Raw genomic sequence first — 18,192 nt, 5'->3', positions numbered from 1 at the left:
CATCGAACTGAGAGCTGACATGACACGCAACCAGACCCTCGCAGATCGCGCCCGCCAGGTGATGCCCGGCGGGGTCAGCCATGAACTGCGCTATCGCGCGCCGCACCCGATCTATATCGATCACGCGCTGGGCGCGGAAAAATGGGACGTCGAAGGCAAACGCTATATCGACTTCAAACTGGGCGCTGCCAGCCAGATCCTGGGCAATTCCTGTCCCGAGGTGATGCAGGCGGTGGCCGAACAGCTGACCAAAACGCCCTATACTGGCGATTGTCACGCGCTGGAAATCGAATGGGCGGAATGGATCGCGCGGCTGTACCCTTCGGCCGATCTGGTCCGGTTTACCGGTTCAGGCACCGAAAGCACCATGTTGGCGCTGCGTCTGGGACGTGCGTGGTCGGGCAAAGACAAAGTGCTGCGCATCGACGGGCATTTCCACGGCTGGCACGATATGCTGATCAAAGGGGCCAAACCTGGCACCAACACGGCACCGTCGTTGGGCGTGCCAACGGCGATCACCGATCTGACCGTGGTGGCACCGCCGTCAGTTGACGCCATCGCGGCGCTGTTGGATCAGGACGACGATATCGGGACAATTTTTGTCGAAGCATCCGGGGCCAATTATGGCTCGGTGCCTTTGCCGGATGGCTTTCTGTCCGGTATCCGCGACCTGGCCACGACGCGCGGCAAGGTTCTGATCTTTGACGAGGTGATCACCGGATTCCGCTGGGCCCCCGGCGGGCGTCAGGCGCGCGACGGGGTGACGCCAGACATCACCACGCTGGCCAAGGTTGTGACCGGTGGGCTGCCTGGCGGTGCGATCTGTGGGCGACGCGATATCATGGAGCTGCTGGATCCCGGCAAACCCCGCGACGGTCTGGCCCCGCCGGTCAGCCACAAGGGCACGTTCAACGCTGCCCCCATGGTCGCCGCAGGTGCCATTGCCGCGATGAAGCTGTTGTCCACCGGTGACGTTCAGAAACAGGCCGACGCCATGGCCGCCCGCCTGCGCGACGGCATCAACGCCTGCTTCACCAACCGCGGCATGGCGGCGGTGGCCTATGGCGACAGTTCGACGTGCCACCTTTATTTCGGCGGCAGCTCAATCGACGGGCTGACAGCGGCGCAGATCCGCACCGTGCCCCCGGCGCTGGTCAATGGGCTGCGCAATGGGCTGCTGGAACGCGGGGTGGACTTCATGTCGTTCACCTCCTGTGTCACGTCCAGCGCCCACACCCCGGAACTGGTTGACGAAGCCATTGAAATTTTTGACGAAACGCTCGGCGAGTTGACCGAAGCAGGAGTGATTGCCCCATGACGTCTCTGCCCAAACAGGCCCGTACCGTGATCATCGGCGGCGGGGTCATTGGATGTTCCATCGCCTATCATCTGGCCCGCGAAGGGCGCAAGGATATCGTGGTTCTGGAACGCTCCAAACTCACCTCCGGGACCACCTGGCACGCCGCCGGGCTGGTGCGCCGTCTGCGCCCGTCCGCGACGCTGACCAAGCTGATCAATTATTCGATCGACCTGTACAAGGACCTGGAGCAGGAGACCGGGCAGGGCACCGGCTGGACCCAGACCGGCAGCCTGTCGATTGCCACCAATCAGGACCGTCTGACCACCCTGAAACGGCAGGTTTCACTGGGCCGGGCCTTTGGGCTCGAGGCCGAAGTGGTGGACCGCAAGCAGGTCGAAGAACTGTGGCCGTTGCTGCACACCGACGATGTGATCGGCGCGGTCTATTCGCCGGTTGATGGCCGGGTGAACCCGTCGGATGTGGCGCTGGCGCTGTCCAAGGGTGCCCGTGCCCGCGGCGTTCAGATATTCGAGGACACCCGCGTTACGGGCCTGCAAAAACAGGGCGGCCGCATCAGCGCGGTTGAGGTCGGCGATCACGTGATCGAAGCCGACGAGGTGGTGATCGCCTGTGGGCTGTGGTCGCGCGAGGTCGCCGAAATGGCGGGCGCGCATATGCCGCTCTATGCCTGCGAACATTTCTACATCCTGACCAAGCCGCTGGAACAGGTACAGGCGCTGGGCAAGGGCGCGCATCTGCCGACGCTGAACGATCAGGACGCCTTTCTGTACGCCCGCGACGATGTCGAAGGGCTGTTGGTCGGCTGTTTTGAACCCCACGCCAAGGGGCTGCCAATGGAAAAGCTTCCCGCCGATTTCAGCTTTGATTTGCTGGGCGAGGATTGGGACCACTTCATGCCGATGATGGAGAACGCCCTGCACCGTATCCCGGCGCTGGAACAGGCCGAGGTGCGCATGCTGCTAAACGGGCCCGAGAGTTTCACGCTCGATAGCCAGTTCATGATGGGCGAAAGCCCCGAAGTGCCGGGGTTGTTCCTGATGGGCGGCATGAATTCGACCGGCATCGCGCTGGCCGGTGGCGCGGGCATGGCGATGGCCGAATGGATCATGGCAGGCGAACCGACGATGGAGCTGAACGAGGCCGATATTCGCCGCTTTGGCCCCGAAATGAACGTGCTGGGCGCGCTCGAGGCGCGGATCCCCGAAGTTCTGGGGCGCCATTACGACATTGCCTATCCGGGGCGCTCCATGGACACCGCGCGTGGTCAGCGGCGCAGCCCGATCCATTCGGGCCTGCAACAGGCCGGGGCCAAATTCGTTTCGCGCGCGGGATGGGAACGGGTCGAACATTTCGGCGGTGACGAAAACCACCTGCCGTTGACCTTTGAGGCACCGAAATGGCGCGATCAGGTCGGGGCCGAGGTGGCCGCCTGTCGCGATGGGGCTGCCATTCTGGACCAATCGGCCTTTGGCAAGATCATGGTGCAGGGGCCGGACGCCTGCGATTTCCTGAACCGCGTCTGCGCGGCAGACATGGACGTGCCGACGGGCCGTATAGTCTATAGCCAGATCCTGAACGCGCGCGGTGGGATTGAATCCGACATCACCGTGCAGCGCCACGGGGCCGGCACCTATATGCTGATCGTTGGCGCGGGCGAGGTCGTACGCGACATGAAACGCCTGCGCGAAACCAAAGGGTCGTTCCGGGTCGAAGTGACTGATGTGACCTCGGGCTATGCGATCCTGGGGCTGGCAGGGGCACGTGCGGCGGAAATCCTGCAAAAGGCATCGACCGCAAAACTGCCCAATATTGGCCGCTTCCGCTTTGCCCCGGTCGAAATCGGGCTGGCCAGCGGCTGGGCTGGGCGGTTGTCGTTCACCGGCGAAGAAGGGTTCGAACTCTACATCCCCGCCGATATGGCCATGGCCGCCTATGAGGCGCTGATCGCTGCCGGTGCCACCCACGCCGGGCTGTTTGCCAGCGGCTCACTGCGCATCGAAAGCGGGTTCCGCGCATGGGGGCACGAAATGTCACCCGGCGTCACCCCGTTCGAGGCCGGGACCGAGGCGTTCATTGGCTGGGACAGCGATTTTGTCGGCAAGGACGCCCTGTTGGCCGCCCGCACGACCCCACCCAAACGCCGCATTGTGTCTATGTTGTTTGACGATCCGGACGCGCTCCCGATCCATGATGAACCGATCTGGCGCGATGGTCAGGTGGTGGGTCAGATCACCTCGGCCGCCTGGAGCTATCGCTTTGGCCGCTCGGTTGCGTTGGCAATGATTGATGCGCCGCTGGAGGCGCTGGTCAGTCAGGACATCGTTGACGGGTTCGAGGTCGAAATCGCCTGTACCCGCTACAGCGCCAAGGCCTCGCTGAAACCCGCGAAATTCGCATTCAAAGGATCAAACTGATGACCCGAACAACCCAAGTCGCCATCATCGGCGGCGGCATCATGGGGGTCGCGGCCCAGCTGCAATTGGCTGAAAACGGCTGGACCGATACCATCCTGTTTGAAAAGGCCGAACTGACCTCCGGGTCGACCTGGCATGCTGCGGGCCAGATCGCGCATGCCGTTGGCAGCCGCATTGCCGGCTGGATCAACAAAACCTCGCTGGAACTGTACAAACGGGTTGAACAGGAAACCGGGCAAAGCATTGGGTGGCACGAGGTTGGCGGCTTTCGCATCGCCACCACCGACGACGAAGTCGATTGGATGAAATCCATCATGGGGGTCGGGCGTTTGCTGGACCTGCCGATGGAGCTGGTCGGCCCCGAAGAGGTCGCCAAGGTGAATCCGTTCTACAAGGTCGACAACGTCAAGGCGGCGATCCAGACGTTCCAAGACGGTCACATCGACCCCAGTTCGGTCACCATGGCGCTGGCCGCCGCGTCGCGCGCCCGTGGGGCCAAGATCGAACGCCGCAATCAGGTCACAGGGGCGTCGCGCAAAGGTGACATGTGGTTGCTGCAAACCGAAAACGGCGAGGTTCTGGCCGAACATGTGGTCATCGCCGCAGGGTCTTATGCCAATCAGGTCGGTGAATGGTTCGGGTTGAAAATCCCGTCCGTTTCCTGCCTGCACCACTATCTGGTCACCGATACTGTGCCCGAATTTGCCGACCGTCCCGAACTGCCGGTGATGCGGGATAATTCCTTTGGTGGGTATATCCGGCAGGAGCAGAAGTCCGGTCTGATCGGCATCTATGAAGGGCACGTTTGCCCCACCGTCTGGACCATGCCCGAAGGCGCGCCGTGGAAGGCCGAAAACGAGCTGTTCGAGGCCGATTATGACAGCATCGGCGATTTCCTGATGGTGGCATTCGACAAGATGCCGATCCTGGCGGAATTGGGCATCAAACGCGTGGTGCGGGGGGCGATCACCCACACGCCGGATGGCGGTATGCTGGTCGGCCCGTCGGGCGCACCCAATGTCTGGTTGTCCTGTGGGTCGTCCATTGGGCTGGCCTGGGGCGGGGGTGCCGGCAAGGTGCTGGCCGATTGGATGGTGCACGGCGAGGCCGAGATCAACACCCGGTCGATGGATCCGCGCCGATATGGGGATTTTTCGACCGACAATTACATCGTCGAACGGACCAAAGACGAATTTATGCGCCGCCATGACACCCCGGTTCCGGGCAAACAGTTCAACGCCATGCGCCCGTTGAACCGGCATGTTCTGTATGATCGTCTCGCCGCCAAAGGCGCGGTGTTCGGCGAAGTCGCAGGCTGGGAACGTCCGCGTTATTTCGGCGATGTGGGCGAGGTTGAACAGATGGGGTGGGGGCATCAGGCCTGGCACGCCAATGCGCTGGCCGAGGCCAAAGCCACCCGTGCCGGGGCCGGGGTCATCGACCTGTGTGCCTTTGCCCAGTTTGAAATCACCGGGCGCGACGCGGGCAAGCTGTTGGATCGGATTTCGGCCAATAAAATTCCGGCGCGTGACGGGCGGCTGACCCTGAACCATCTGCTGACACCCAAGGGCCGCTTCGAAACCGAAGTGACCATCTGGCGCATCGCCGAGGGGCGCTATTTCACCGGCTCACCGATTGCCCGCGCCAACCCGGATTTTGCCTGGATCAAATCCCACATCTGTGACGGCGAAGACGTGCAGATGGTCAATCATACAGCCGATTGGGGAATGCTAGCGCTGTCTGGACCCAACAGTCGCAAGATCATGGCCGACCTGACCGATGCGGACCTGTCCAACGCGGCCTTCCCCTGGCTGTCGGGGCAGGAAATCACCGTGGCTGGCATCCCGGTCTATGCCTTGCGCGTGTCGTTCGTGGGCGAACTCGGGTGGGAGTTGCACGCCCCGCTGGAACATATGGGCACGCTTTATGACGCACTGCACGAGGTGGGCGGCAAACACGGGCTGGTCGATCTGGGCAGCTATGCCTTTAATGGCATGCGCATGGAAAAGGCCTATCGCGCGTCGGGTGAACTGACCACTGATGTCGGCCCCTATGACGTTGGTCTGGACCGGTTCGTGCGCGCCATCGACCGGGATTTTGTCGGTCGCGACGCAGTGATGGATCGCACCCCGACATGGGAGCTGTTTTACGGTGAACTGCACGCCGATGGCATCGACATCCACGGTGGCGAGCCAATTGTCTGTAACGGCGCGATTGTCGGGCTGACCACGTCGGGCGGCTATGGCTATACCGTCGGTAAAAGCCTGGGCTGGTTGTTCGTGCGCAAGGGCACGCCCAAGCAGGGCCTGAAAGTGCAGATTTTGAATACAGAATACGATGTGACGGTGCATGAGGACGCGGTGTTTGACCCGCAGAACCTGCGCCCCCGTTCAGAGGACTGAAGATGACCAATAAGATTACAGGCGGGGAAGCCGCCTATCGCGTGCTCAAGGCCAATGGAATCGACACTGTGTTCGGGCTGTTGGGTGGTTCGATGCTTGAACTCTATGATGCGATGTATCAGGACGGCGCGATCAATTACGTCGGTGCCCGCGATGAACGTGCGGCTGGCCATATGGCTGACGCCTGGGCGCGGATGACCGGCAAACCCGGCGTCGTTCTGGGCGCGCAGGCCGGACCCGGCGTGGTCAATATCGTCACTGCCGTGGCCGAGGCGCAATTGGCGTATAGCCCGCTGGTGGTGATTGCTGGTGCCATCAGCCGTTGTGACCATGCCAAGGACACCTTTCAGGAGGTGGACCAGGTCGCGCTGTTCGCCCCGATCAGCAAGAAATCGGTACTGGTCAGCGACGCGGCACGCCTGCCTGCGATGCTGGAGGACGCAATTCGTCTGGCCAACTCGGGCCGTCGGGGGCCGGTGGTGTTGCATGTGCCGCGCGATCTGTTTGCCGACATGGTCCCGGCCAATGACCCCAAACCTGTGAACATCGCCCGCCCCGGCCCAGCGGCTGGTGAAGATGTCGAGGCGATCGCGGCGATGCTCTCCGGCGCGCAACGTCCCGTCATCTTTGCGGGCGGTGGCTTTAAATGGGGGCAGGGTCGTGACGCCCTGACCGCATTGGCCGAAAAGCTGGAGGTGCCTGTTGTGGCATCGACCGGGCATGCGGATGTGATGGAACACGGCCATCCCTGGTTCGCCGGACAGGCCGGTCCGCGCGGCAACCGCGTGGCCAGCCGTCTGACACGCGAAGCCGACGTGATGGTGGTGCTGGGCGCGCGACTGGGGTTCAATTCGACCTTTCACAGCAACGACTATGTGGGGGCAGACACCCGCATTGCCCATGTGGACATTGATGGTTCAGCCGTTGGGCGCTACTTCCCCGCCGAGATCGCGGTGCAGGCCGATGCCCGTCTGACGGCCGAAGCATTGACCAACGCGACGCAAAAGCCTGCCGCCGATGCATGGCGCGCGTCCTTCCGGGACGATTGGGCCAGCCTGATGGCCGAGCGGGTTGAAGAGGCCCAAATCGCCACCCTGCCGATGCACCCCCGTCGGGCGTTGGCCGAATTGCGCGGTGCGTTGCCACGGGATGCGATTGTCACGCTGGACACCGGCAACACCTGTCTGCAGGGTGCTGACCGTCTGGCGCACTATCAACCGATGTCGCTGATCACGCCGCTGGATTTTGGTCTGGTGGGTTTTGGCCTGTCTGCCGCCATCGGTGCCAAGGCCGCCGCGCCAGAGCGCCCGGTGGTGGCGATCATGGGGGACGGGGCCATGGGGTACACGATGATCGAAATCCAAACGGCCATTCAGAACAAGCTTCCCATTGTGGCGGTGGTTCTGGATAACGAAGCCTGGGGCGCGGAAAAGGCCTATCAGGAGGAGTTTTATGGCGGGCGTTTGCTGGGGGCGGAAATCCAATCGCCACGCTATGACAAATTCGCCGAACTCTGCGGGGGCAAGGGCATCTGGGTCGATGGCCCCGGCGCGCTGGGCGATGCATTGGTTCAGGCGATCGCCAGCAATGAGACCACGGTTATTCAGGCCAAGATCGACCCCAAGGCGCTGATGACGTTGCGCAAGGATCTGTTCAAAAAAGCGGATGACTAAAGCATGAGCACCTGCCCGCGCCCCACAAACGAACGAGAGGCCCGCCAGCAATTGGCGGCCCTTTACCGTTTGTGTCACCTCTATGGGTGGACCGATCTGACCAGCACGCATATTTCGGCCCGGATTCCGGGGCGTGATGATGCCTATCTGATGAACGCCCACGACGAACTGTTCGATGAAATCACCGCGTCGTCGCTGTGTGAGATCAGCTTTGATGGTCGGATGCTGACACCGGGGCGGGTGCTCAACCGGGCTGGGCACGAGATCCATTCAGCGGTCTTGCAGGCCCGCCCGGACGTCAACTTTGTACTGCACAGCCATACGCGCGCCGGGATTGCCGTGTCGGCGATGCCACAGGGATTATTGCCGATTTCGCAGCATTCGGGATTTGTTCTGGGGACGTTGGCGACACACCCGTTTCAGGACAGCACCGCCGTGGCGGATGAAGGCGCGGCGCTCGCGGCGGATCTGGGGCAGAATTATACGATGCTGTTGCAGAACCACGGTTTGCTGACGCTGGGCCGGACGGCGGCAGAGGTGTTCATGTATCACTATCACCTCGAAGCGTCATGCAAGATACAGGTGGATGTGATGGCGGCGACGGATGACCCGATTCTGATTTCGCCTGATGCGCTTGACCCGCTGCTGCAATGGGGCGCGCCGGAAAACGGTCCGCACGGATGGAAAGAATGGCCCGCCCTGTTGCGACGCCTGGACAGAGAGCACCCTGAATATGACCAATAAAACGCCCGATATCGTGATTGTCGGGGGCGGCAATGCTGCCTTGTGCGCGGCAATCACGGCTGCCGAAGCAGGTGCGCGGGTGCTGATCCTTGAAGGCGCGCCCAAGGAGTATCGCGGCGGCAATTCGCGCCACACCCGCAATTTCCGCTGCATGCATGATGGCCCGCTGTCGGTGCTGACCGGCAGCTACGGCGAAGACGAATATTACAACGACCTGCTGTTGGTCACCAAGGGCAACACCGACGAGAACCTGGCCCGCATCGCCATTCGCGGCAGCCAGGAAAGCCAACCCTGGATGGAGGCCCATGGGGTGCGGTTTCAGCCGTCGCTGTCAGGTACGCTCAGCCTGTCGCGCACCAATGCGTTTTTTCTGGGTGGCGGCAAAGCATTGGTGAATGCCTATTACCGCACCGCTGCGGCGCTGGGCGTCGAAGTGCTGTATGATGCGCATGTGAGCCATCTGGAACTGGATGGCGACCGCATCACACGGGTCGATTTCACCCAACACGGCACTGCACACAGCCTGACCCCGCGCGCAGTGGTCGTGGCCTCGGGTGGGTTTCAGGGCAATATCGAACGGTTGGTTGCGGCCTGGGGACCCGAGGCTGAAAACTTCCTGATCCGCGGCACGCCCTATAACCGGGGAGATGTGTTGTTTGACCTGCTGGATCAGGGGGTGCAATCCATTGGGGATCCGACCCAATGCCATGCGGTTGCCATTGACGGGCGCGCCCCCAAATTCGACGGCGGCATCGTGACCCGGTTGGACTGTGTGCCATTTTCCGTGGTGGTCAACACCCATGGTCAGCGGTTCTATAACGAAGGCGAAGACGTTTGGCCCAAACGCTATGCGATCTGGGGACGGTTGGTGGCTGCCCAAGACGATCAGGTGGCCTATTCGATCATCGATTCAAAATCGCGCGACCTATTCATGCCGTCTGTGTTCCCGCCGGTGACGGCCGACACGATCCCCGAGTTGGCAGTGAAACTGGGGCTGGAGCCGGATGCGGTGGCCGCCACCATTGCTGAATTCAACGCCGCCTGCCAAAACGGTGATTTCAAACCGACCGAATTGGACGGGGTGGCGACCGAAGGATTGGACCCACCCAAAACCAACTGGGCCCGACCCATCGTCGACCCGCCATTCTATGGCTATTCCCTGCGCCCCGGTGTGACCTTTACCTATCTCGGGTTCAAGGTCGACGCACAGGCCCAGGTCCAAGGAGCCACGGGCCCGGTCCAAAACCTGTGGGCTGCCGGCGAAACCATGGCCGGGTCGATCCTGGGTCAAGGCTATTTGGCCGGGTTCGGCATGACCATCGGCACCGTTTTTGGCCGCATCGCAGGCAAGGAGGCCGCCGCCTATGTCCATTGAACAAACACCTCAGGCGTTCGAAACCCTGAACCCCATCGACGAGGCCCGCCGCCAGATCGAAATCTGCAATGCCTGCCGTTATTGCGAAGGCTATTGCGCGGTGTTCCCGGCGATCACCAAACAAAAGACCTTTGGCGATGGTGACATCTCGCAGCTGGCCAACCTGTGCCACAACTGTCGGGGGTGTTATTACGCCTGTCAGTACACCGAACCCCATGAATTTGCGCTGAACCTGCCCGGAGTGTTGGCGCAGGTGCGACAAGACAGCTGGCAGGATCACGCCTGGCCTCGTGGCGCGGGACAGGCCTTTCACCGCTCTGGCGTGGCGATTGCATGTGCCGTGATTGTGGGCTTCATGGTGTTGTTGCTGGCTGTGCAGGCCATCGGATCGGCGGGGGGAGACGGGTTTTATGCCACCCTCAGCCACAATGCGATGGTGGCGATCTTTGTCCCCGCCTTCCTGTTTCCGGTCCTGTCGATCACGATCAGCCTGCGCCGCTATTGGGCGCATATCGGCGGACAAAAGGTGACGCTGGGCGCGCTGACACATGCCTTTGGGGATGCTGCCAAACTGAAAAACCTGTCTGGTGGCCATGGCGAGGGCTGCAATTTCGAAGACGAGGACCGGTTCACTCACCTGCGCCGGATCGGGCACCAGCTGACCATGTGGGGGTTTTTGTTGTGCTTTGCGGCGACGTCAACGGCGACAGTGATGCATTATGTTTTTGACCTGCCTGCGCCCTATGATCTGCTGTCGCTGCCCAAGCTGCTGGGGATCACAGGCGGTGTCTTGCTGACACTGGGGACGGCCAAACTCGCCTGGTTGAAACCCAAGGGCGACAGGTCGCTGGGGGATACGCGGGTCTGGGGTGGTGAAATGGCGTTTATCCTGCTGTTGTTCGTCGTCGCGGTGACGGGTTTGGTGCTGTACGCCGCCACTGGCACCGCTGCCGTACCGCTGTTGTTGGCCCTGCATCTGGGCACGGTTTTGGCGTTTTTCCTGCTGATGCCATTTTCCAAGATGGTGCACGGCTTTTATCGCCTGGCCGCGCTGGTGCGCGACGCCCAACAGAAATGACCAAGTGACCAATCAGCGAAAGCGCCCGTCCTCTGATTGGTCGATACATCAATTCAATGCGGCCAGAGACCCGCCAGGTGGCAACGGGTCGAAAGATTCATTTTGCGGGACGAACCCCGCCGGGCATGTTTTCTGCTTTGGTATTTGCGAACCCGTGTTAGGGCTGGGACATGACGACACGTTCGACACAGACACGCCCCTCTGTTTCCTATGCTCTTGCGGGGGGCGGTGTGCTTGTCGCGTCAATCTGTTTCGGACTGGTTCCCTATTTCAGCCGGGGGCTGACCGAACAGGGGGTCGCGCCTTATGCCGTCGCATTCTATCGCTATATCGTTGCGGCGGTTCTGCTCTTTCCTGTTCTGATTGTGCACCGCAGGGCGTGGCGCGAGGTGTTTTGGGGGCTTTCGGCCGGGGCGGTAATGGGTCTGGGATGGATCGGATATGTTACGGCGATAAAGACATTGCCGGCATCGACAGTGGGCGTGCTGTATATGACCTATCCGGTGTTCACGTTGATCATTGCCTGGGTCTTGTTCGGCGATGCCCCGACGCGGCGCGCTCTGCTGGCTTCGGGTCTTATTGTGGTCGCGGCACTCATAGCTGGGTCGCCGGCATCGGTTCCGATACAGCAAATCCCCACGCTTTTGATGTCACTGGCGGCCCCTTTGGGCTTTGGCTTTGGCATATGTGTTCTGGTCTACAGGCTGTCCCGTATCGCGCCGCTGGCACGCATTGCGTCGGTTTCTCTGGGGTCGGTTATTGGGCTCTTGCCGCTGATGGCAACTGCCGATGCGTCTGTGCTGCTCCCGAGCGGACAGGCCGACTGGATTTTGATCGCCGGAATTGGTCTGGTCACGGCGCTTGTTCCACAGCTCATCTACACAATCTGTTCGCCATTGATTGGTGCGTCGCAGACTGCGGTCATCGGGAGCATTGAGCTCCCAACTATGTTTGCGGTTGGCTTTTTTGCATTTGGCGAAGCGATTACGACGCCCCAGATTGTCGCCTGTGTTTTGGTGTTGGGCGCGATAGCAATCACCCGAAGCCGGACGACGCGGACTGTGACGACAGTTATCGCAAAAGAACCCAAAGCCTAGGTTGGGGGCATGATCCGCGGCTCATGGGGCCTGGGTCAGCGCAGAACCCCGGCAGGCGTGGCCAAGACGAGGAAACCGGGGCACCGGGGACAGGGTGCTGGGCGGCGGGGACTGGGGTGATGCATGCATCATCCCGCCCCTTGCGATACCGTGTCGGCGACCGCAAATATCATCGCTTTTGTGTATTGGCAGAGCGCGCCGCAAATTTCATGAGGTGTTGGAATTTTGGGCAGTCCAGATGAGTTTCTGCCGGACAATCCGCGACGTGTCGCATCGCGTCGCGCAGTCTGGACAGGCCGCGAATCTGCTCTTCCAGCATATCTGCGCGAAGGTGCAGTTCGGCACGCGGCAATTGCGGGGTGCCGTCCTTGGCGAACATGCCCTTGATGTCTTCGAGCGAAAATCCGGCCATTTTCCCCAATGAAATCAGGGCGAGTTGCGTGACCGTCAATCTTTCGAACTGCCGCCGCAGCCCCCGCCGTCCCACGGATTGAATCAGGCCGATTTCCTCGTAATACCGCAGCGTGGACGGGGGAACACCGCTTTGTTCCGACAAAACACCAATATCTAGAACTTCCATGGTTGACCTCAAGTTGGCTTGAAGTGGCAGGGTAGTCGTCAACTGTAGCTATGACAAGAGACACCACCATGATCAAAACCCAGCCGACCCCGACATCCACCTCCATTCTGGTTGCGCTTGCCGCAGCGGCAATGGCCGCCTCTCTGGGGGTGAGTATTGCGTCTGTCCTGCTTCCCAAACTGACTCTGGTCTTCTCGGCCACGGTGTCAAACGTCAAATGGGTGGTTTTGATCTATCTCATGTTCGCTACCATTGCCGTGGTTCCGGCCGGGCGGTTGGGCGATCTTTATGGTCATCGGCGCGTTCTGACAGCTGGCCTTGTTGGTTTTGTCGGCGCGTCAATTCTGTGTGCGGCTGCGCCGAATTTGAACGTGTTGATCGCCGGGCGGGCGCTGCAGGGGGCGGGGGGCGGCGTTCTGATTGCGTTGCCGATGTCGATGGCCCGCGATCACGTCTCGACAGACCGGCTGGGCACGGCGATGGGGCTTCTCGGCACGACCTCTGCCCTGGGCACGGCCCTTGGCCCATCACTTGGGGGGGTGTTGCTGGCCTGGGGCGATTGGCGGATGAGCTTTTGGGCGCTCGCAGGGTTTGGGGCCCTTGCGCTTGTTCTGTGTGCCACGGCAATTCCTCGGAACTCAAAACGGAGTGCGCCTGCGCTCAAGGACCTGGATGTGCCGGGAACATTTGTGCTTGTGTTTGCGCTTGCGGCCTTTGCGCTGGCGACGAGCGGCGGTGTCTCTGGTATCCCGCTGCACCCGATTGTGCTGTGTGCCGCTTCCGTCGCAGGGTTTATCCTGTTCGTGATTGTCGAACTGCGAACATCTGCGCCATTGGTATCCATGCAGCTGCTTGCTGATCGAAAAACCGGCGTCGGCTTTGCCACGAATATGCTGATTGGTACCGTCATGATGTCGACGCTTGTGGTTGGGCCGTTCTTTCTGGCGTTTTCATTGGGGTTGAACGAGGCGCTCATCGGTTTTGTGCTGGCAACTGGCCCTGCTGTCGCGGCGCTTTTTGGTGTTCCGGCGGGGCGATTGACGGACCGCATTGGTGCAAATCGGGCGCTGCTGATCGGGCTGGTGCAGACGGTGTTGGGATTGCTGTGCCTGGCGTTTCTGCCTCGGATGTTCGGAGCAGGGGGGTACATCTTGGCGCTTGTCATGCTGACACCGGCCTTTCAGCTTTTTCTTGCTGCCAACAACACGATCGTTCTGGTTGACGCTGACACAGATCAGCGTGGCCGCCTTTCCGGTCTGCTTGGCCTGTCGCGCAACCTGGGTCTGATGACAGGGGTATCCGCCATGCCCACTGTTTTTGTCACTGTCCTGGGAACCGGAGATGTTTCCCTGGCTGCTGTCCCAGATGTGTCACATGCGTTTTCGACGTCTCTGGTGGTTGCAGCCGGGTTGGCGACGGTCGCATTGGGTTTGGCGATCTACAGCGGGGTCGCGCGGCCACAGGGGGCCTGCGCTGTGGCAGAGTAAACCGTCAGGTGTCACAGGTATCACCCCGGTCGACTTGGGGGCGGACCCGTCATGCCAGGGGGGCAACCTGGCTGACGGGACCTGTGGCCGCCTCAGGCGTGGGGCAGCGCCGATGCCAGGTGGCGCGGCCAGGTCCGTCTCACTGCGCCGCGCGTGTCCGAAGCGTCTGTGCATGGGCGACGATGCGGTCCAGCGCGGTGGCAAACCTTGCATCATCAACGGTCAGCGCCACGCGGACCCAATCGGTCAGCCCCGCGCCAAAGGACACCCCCGGCATGACCGCCACGCCACCGGTCTCGAGCAGATCGGCCCCATAGGCTGTGCCATCCAGCCCCGTGGCGGCCACATTGACCAACGCAAACATGCCCGCGTCCGGGCGGTGCACGGTCAGACAGGTGTCGCGCGCCAGCCGGTCGGCCAACGCAGCAGCGCGGGCGGCATAGCGCGCGCGCATGCCCGGGGCGACCTCGGATCCCGCGCGCACCGCCTGTTCGGTCATGTCGGCGATGAACGGCTGATTGCCGAACAGCATGGTTTCCGACACTGGCAACAGCGCATCACAAAAGGATGCAGGTCCCACACACCAGCCGCTGCGAAACCCTGGCGCGGCGTGAGATTTCGAAATCGACGACACCGCAATCACCCGGTCGGCCAGGTCCGGATTGGACAGGGGCGAGGCAAAACCGGCCCCGTCAAACACCAGATGTTCATAGACCTCGTCCGAGATGATCCAGAGATCATGTTCCAAAGCCAGCGCACCGATGTCGGCAATGTCCTGCGCGCTCAGGATCGCGCCGGTGGGGTTATGCGGCGTATTGAGAAAGATCGCCCGGCTGCGCGGCGTGATGCGGGCGGCAATGTCTGCGGCTTGCATCCGGAAACCGGCCTCGGGGCGCAGTGGGACCGGCACCATGTCGGCCCCCGTTGCGCGGATTACGCCTTCATAGGTGGCATACATCGGATCACCCACCAGCACCTGGTCTCCATGGTCCGCGACGCCCATCATCACCGCATACAGCGCGGTCTGGGTGCCGGGGAAGCACAGGATGTTTTCGGGGCCAAAAGCCCGCCCGCGGCTGGCGGAATAACTGTCAGCCAACGCCTGTCGCAGCCCCATTTCCCCCCGGCCTGTCGAATAGGTGGTGCGCCCGGCCTGCAGCGCCGTGATCGCCGCACCGCTCAGTGATGCGGGGGTGGGGACATCCGGCTCGCCAATGGTCATTTCGACGATGTCAGCCCCTTTGGCCACCATATCGCGTGCCTTTTGGTACAGGTTCCACTTGGCTCCACCCAGCCCGGCCAACCGGTCTGTAATCGCAGCTGTTTTCATGTTCATTCAGCCTTTTGTTTCAGGTCAATGTTGATCAATGCTCCGACCGAAGCCAGGCCGATTTCGGACAGTTCATCAGGTGTAAACAGGTTGGGCAACGCCCCCCCTTCGAGCCACAGCCCATCCAGCACCGCGTTACAAGCGATGGCCAGACGTCGGGTCCGATCCTGGGGGGCAGGGTGGTTGGATTCGGTCAGGGCGGCGTGGATCAGCCCCTCGAGATGGTCGCGAAACACCATATACGTGCGTTGGTGTATGGCCCGCATGGCCGCGTCCTGTTGCACACGGTTCAGAAATGCAGCCCACAGCGCCAGCGATCTCTGGTCAACCACCGGGGGGGTCAGCGTGGCCCGCACGAACCCCGCCAATCTGCTCCGGGCGGTGTCTGCTGTCGGATCGACCGTGGCCTGCGCCAGCGTGGTCAACGTCGTCATGTGGTGATCATAAGCGGCAGAAATCAGCTCTTCCTTGGAGGAGAAGTGATGCCGGATCAAACCTTGGGTGACATCTGCCCGGTCGGCAATGGCCCGCACAGTTGCACCCTGTACGCCCTTTTCACCGACCAACGCCAATGTGGCCTCGATCAGGGCCAGTTTGCGCTGATCGGGCGTGATGCGGTTGAATTTGCGAGGGGCAGAGGTCACGCGCGCGGTCCTGAAGTGGGAATCTAATTATACAGATGTATAGCTAGGGGCGATTTCGCACTGGCGCAAGAAAAAACGCCCACCTAATGGCGGGCGTGTCTGGAGGCGTTGTGTTGAAGAAGCGTTAGAAGCCGTGCAGCCGTTTGGCCCATTGATAGGCGACCACCAGCCCCTTCATCCGAGGCAGCAGGGCCAGCGCCCCGGTGACAGTGACCGCGGTCATGATCAGCGCCAGGGTCAAAGGCTCGGGGCGCCAGGTGGTGTAAACGAAATGCAGCGCAAACCCCAGGATATGACCCACCAGCAGGATGGTCAGATAGGCGGGGCCATCATCGGCCCGCTGGTGGTGCAGCGGCTGGGCGCAGTGGCTGCATGTGTCATTCACCTTGAGATAGCTGTGCAGCAGCTTGCCCTGGCCGCAATTGGGACACTTCAGGCGCAACCCGTTCAGGATGGCGGGTTTCATGGGGCGGTCTTCTTCGGTGGTCTGGGCAAGGGAATCGGTCATGGCGCGTGTCTCCGTGGATTGCCAGTCGATTAGAGTGTTTCAGAATTGATTGCAATCAAATTGAATGCAAAGTGATTGCAATGTGACGCAATCCCCCGTAATGATCCATTTTGTCGGGCCCGGTCCGGCACCCCCACAAGGCAAGAGGCTGACATGAAACAGTGGATCCCAACGCTCGTTCCGACCGGTCACCCGCGTTATGTGGAAATCGCCGAGGCGATCAAATCCGATATCGACAAAATGGTTCTGGCCGCCGGAGATCGGTTGCCGCCACAACGTGCAGTGGCGCAGGGGCTGGGGATTGATTTGTCGACCGTCTCGCGGGGCTATGCCGAAGCGGTGCGGCGCGGTTATATCGAGAGCTTTGTCGGACGGGGCACCTTTGTTCGGGCCGCAGCAGAACCGCCAGAGGTACCAGAAGCCCCGGACCCGCGCCGGGCCCAGGAAGAAGACCCCATGATGAACATGCCACCGGAACCGGATGATCCGGCGCTGTTGACGCGCATGGCGCAGGGGATGTCACATGTGTCGGCCAATCTGGTGGCCTTGCTGCGTTATCAATCGGTGATCGGTAGCGTCCAGGACCGCGAAATTGCAGCGCATTGGATGCAGGCACAGGGTGTGACCTGTGATGTTGACCGGCTGGCCGTCACGGCGGGCACCCATGCCAGCCTCTATGCGATTTTGACGGTGCTGGCCGAACCGGGGCTGACCCTCCTGTGCGAGGAGCTCACCTATCCCGGTATCCGTTCGATCGCGGCGCGGCTGGGGCTGCGGCTGGTCGGATTGCCCGGCGATGCGGATGGCATTCTACCCGATGCGCTGGATCAGGCCATTCGTCAGGATCGCCCCGTGGCGCTCTATCTGAATCCAATCTTGCAGAACCCCACGACCGCCACCATCCCGCAAAAGCGGCGCGAACAGATTGCGGCGGTGCTGCGCGCCCATGAGCTGCCGCTGATCGAAGATGACGCCTATCGGTTTGTCGCCGCACAGGCACCGCAGCCGATTTCACAGCTGGTGCCGGAACTGGGATGGCATATCGCGGGTGTGTCCAAATGTTTTGGTGCTGGCCTGCGATTGGCCTATACCAGCGTACCCGTTGCCGGGGTGATGGGGCAGTTTTCCCAGGCGCTGAGGTCCATGAACGTCATGGCTTCGCCACTGAACCTGGCGCTGCTCAGCCGCTGGATCGAAGACGGCACTGCCGGGCACATCCAGACCTTTGTCCGGTCCGAGGCCGCCGCCCGACAGGAGATCGCCGCCACGGTCCTGAAACAATGTGACCTGCACGCTGCGCCCGAGGCCTTCAATGTGTGGCTGACCCTGCCAAATGGCACCAGCCGCGCCGAAGTTATGGGGCGGATGGGCAATCGCCAGATCGGCATCATGCCCAGCGATGCGTTTGCCGTGGGTCGAACACCTCCCGAGGCCATGCGTGTTTGCCTGGGTGGCCCGGTGTCACGGGATCAGCTGCGTGAGGATCTGTTGGCATTGAACGACGCCGTTACCCGCAAGGACTGGCTGGGTTGATCCGCG

The 18,192-nt window shown here is 61.6% G+C and carries 14 protein-coding genes; 10 read left to right on the top strand and 4 right to left on the bottom strand.

Annotation, left to right across the window (positions count from 1 at the left end):
• Positions 1-19: 19 nt before the first annotated feature.
• The 8 genes from QEZ52_RS16230 to QEZ52_RS16195 all read left to right on the top strand — a co-directional run bounded on the left by QEZ52_RS16230 (position 20) and on the right by QEZ52_RS16195 (position 12,104).
• Positions 20-1,318 carry an aspartate aminotransferase family protein gene (locus tag QEZ52_RS16230; protein ID WP_406645504.1) on the top strand — a complete coding sequence of 433 codons (1,299 nt, stop codon included), beginning with the start codon at positions 20-22 and terminating at the stop codon, positions 1,316-1,318.
• Entirely contained in the window at positions 1,315-3,735 is a 2,421-nt protein-coding gene (locus QEZ52_RS16225) for an FAD-dependent oxidoreductase (RefSeq protein WP_406645503.1), read from the top strand. The genes QEZ52_RS16230 and QEZ52_RS16225 overlap by 4 nt, the downstream gene beginning before the upstream one ends.
• Positions 3,735-6,137: an FAD-dependent oxidoreductase gene (locus tag QEZ52_RS16220; protein ID WP_406645502.1), complete on the top strand. Its 2,403-nt coding sequence runs from the start codon at positions 3,735-3,737 to the stop codon at positions 6,135-6,137. The genes QEZ52_RS16225 and QEZ52_RS16220 overlap by 1 nt, the downstream gene beginning before the upstream one ends.
• 2 nt (positions 6,138-6,139) lie before the next feature.
• Positions 6,140-7,810, top strand: a complete 1,671-nt coding sequence (locus QEZ52_RS16215) for a thiamine pyrophosphate-binding protein (protein WP_406645501.1) — start codon at positions 6,140-6,142, stop codon at positions 7,808-7,810.
• Positions 7,811-7,813: 3 nt separating this feature from the next.
• Positions 7,814-8,554 carry a class II aldolase/adducin family protein gene (locus QEZ52_RS16210; RefSeq protein WP_406645500.1) on the top strand — a complete coding sequence of 247 codons (741 nt, stop codon included), beginning with the start codon at positions 7,814-7,816 and terminating at the stop codon, positions 8,552-8,554.
• Positions 8,544-9,929: an FAD-dependent tricarballylate dehydrogenase TcuA gene (gene tcuA / locus QEZ52_RS16205; RefSeq protein WP_406645499.1), complete on the top strand. Its 1,386-nt coding sequence runs from the start codon at positions 8,544-8,546 to the stop codon at positions 9,927-9,929. Before QEZ52_RS16210 ends, tcuA begins: the two co-directional genes overlap by 11 nt.
• Entirely contained in the window at positions 9,919-11,007 is a 1,089-nt protein-coding gene (gene tcuB, locus QEZ52_RS16200) for a tricarballylate utilization 4Fe-4S protein TcuB (RefSeq protein ID WP_406645498.1), read from the top strand. Before tcuA ends, tcuB begins: the two co-directional genes overlap by 11 nt.
• A gap of 170 nt (positions 11,008-11,177) precedes the next feature.
• Complete coding sequence (locus tag QEZ52_RS16195; protein WP_406645497.1) at positions 11,178-12,104, top strand: DMT family transporter; 927 nt, start codon at positions 11,178-11,180, stop codon at positions 12,102-12,104.
• Positions 12,105-12,273: 169 nt separating this feature from the next.
• Here QEZ52_RS16195 and QEZ52_RS16190 read toward each other — a convergent pair whose 3' ends face one another.
• Entirely contained in the window at positions 12,274-12,684 is a 411-nt protein-coding gene (locus tag QEZ52_RS16190; RefSeq protein ID WP_406645496.1) for a helix-turn-helix domain-containing protein, read from the bottom strand.
• A gap of 68 nt (positions 12,685-12,752) precedes the next feature.
• Between QEZ52_RS16190 and QEZ52_RS16185 the strand changes: the two genes are divergently transcribed.
• Complete coding sequence (locus QEZ52_RS16185) at positions 12,753-14,171, top strand: MFS transporter (protein ID WP_406645495.1); 1,419 nt, start codon at positions 12,753-12,755, stop codon at positions 14,169-14,171.
• Between the two features lie 139 nt (positions 14,172-14,310).
• Here the strand turns inward: QEZ52_RS16185 and QEZ52_RS16180 are convergent, their stop codons facing one another.
• From QEZ52_RS16180 to QEZ52_RS16170, 3 genes are all read right to left on the bottom strand, one after another.
• Positions 14,311-15,501, bottom strand: a complete 1,191-nt coding sequence (locus QEZ52_RS16180; protein WP_406650529.1) for a pyridoxal phosphate-dependent aminotransferase — start codon at positions 15,499-15,501, stop codon at positions 14,311-14,313.
• Positions 15,502-15,503: 2 nt separating this feature from the next.
• Entirely contained in the window at positions 15,504-16,145 is a 642-nt protein-coding gene (locus QEZ52_RS16175) for a TetR/AcrR family transcriptional regulator (protein ID WP_406645494.1), read from the bottom strand.
• 124 nt (positions 16,146-16,269) lie between these two features.
• Positions 16,270-16,653 carry a DUF983 domain-containing protein gene (locus tag QEZ52_RS16170; protein WP_406645493.1) on the bottom strand — a complete coding sequence of 128 codons (384 nt, stop codon included), beginning with the start codon at positions 16,651-16,653 and terminating at the stop codon, positions 16,270-16,272.
• Between the two features lie 153 nt (positions 16,654-16,806).
• Here QEZ52_RS16170 and QEZ52_RS16165 point away from each other — a divergent pair, with 153 nt between their 5' ends.
• Positions 16,807-18,186 carry a PLP-dependent aminotransferase family protein gene (locus QEZ52_RS16165; protein WP_406645492.1) on the top strand — a complete coding sequence of 460 codons (1,380 nt, stop codon included), beginning with the start codon at positions 16,807-16,809 and terminating at the stop codon, positions 18,184-18,186.
• Positions 18,187-18,192: the final 6 nt, after the last annotated feature.

The organism is Aliisedimentitalea scapharcae, assembly GCF_045277565.1.
In the GTDB taxonomy this organism is placed as follows: domain Bacteria; phylum Pseudomonadota; class Alphaproteobacteria; order Rhodobacterales; family Rhodobacteraceae; genus Aliisedimentitalea; species Aliisedimentitalea scapharcae.
The sequence above is the reverse complement of the archived record's forward strand: the minus strand, read 5'-3'. Positions and strand labels throughout refer to the sequence as shown.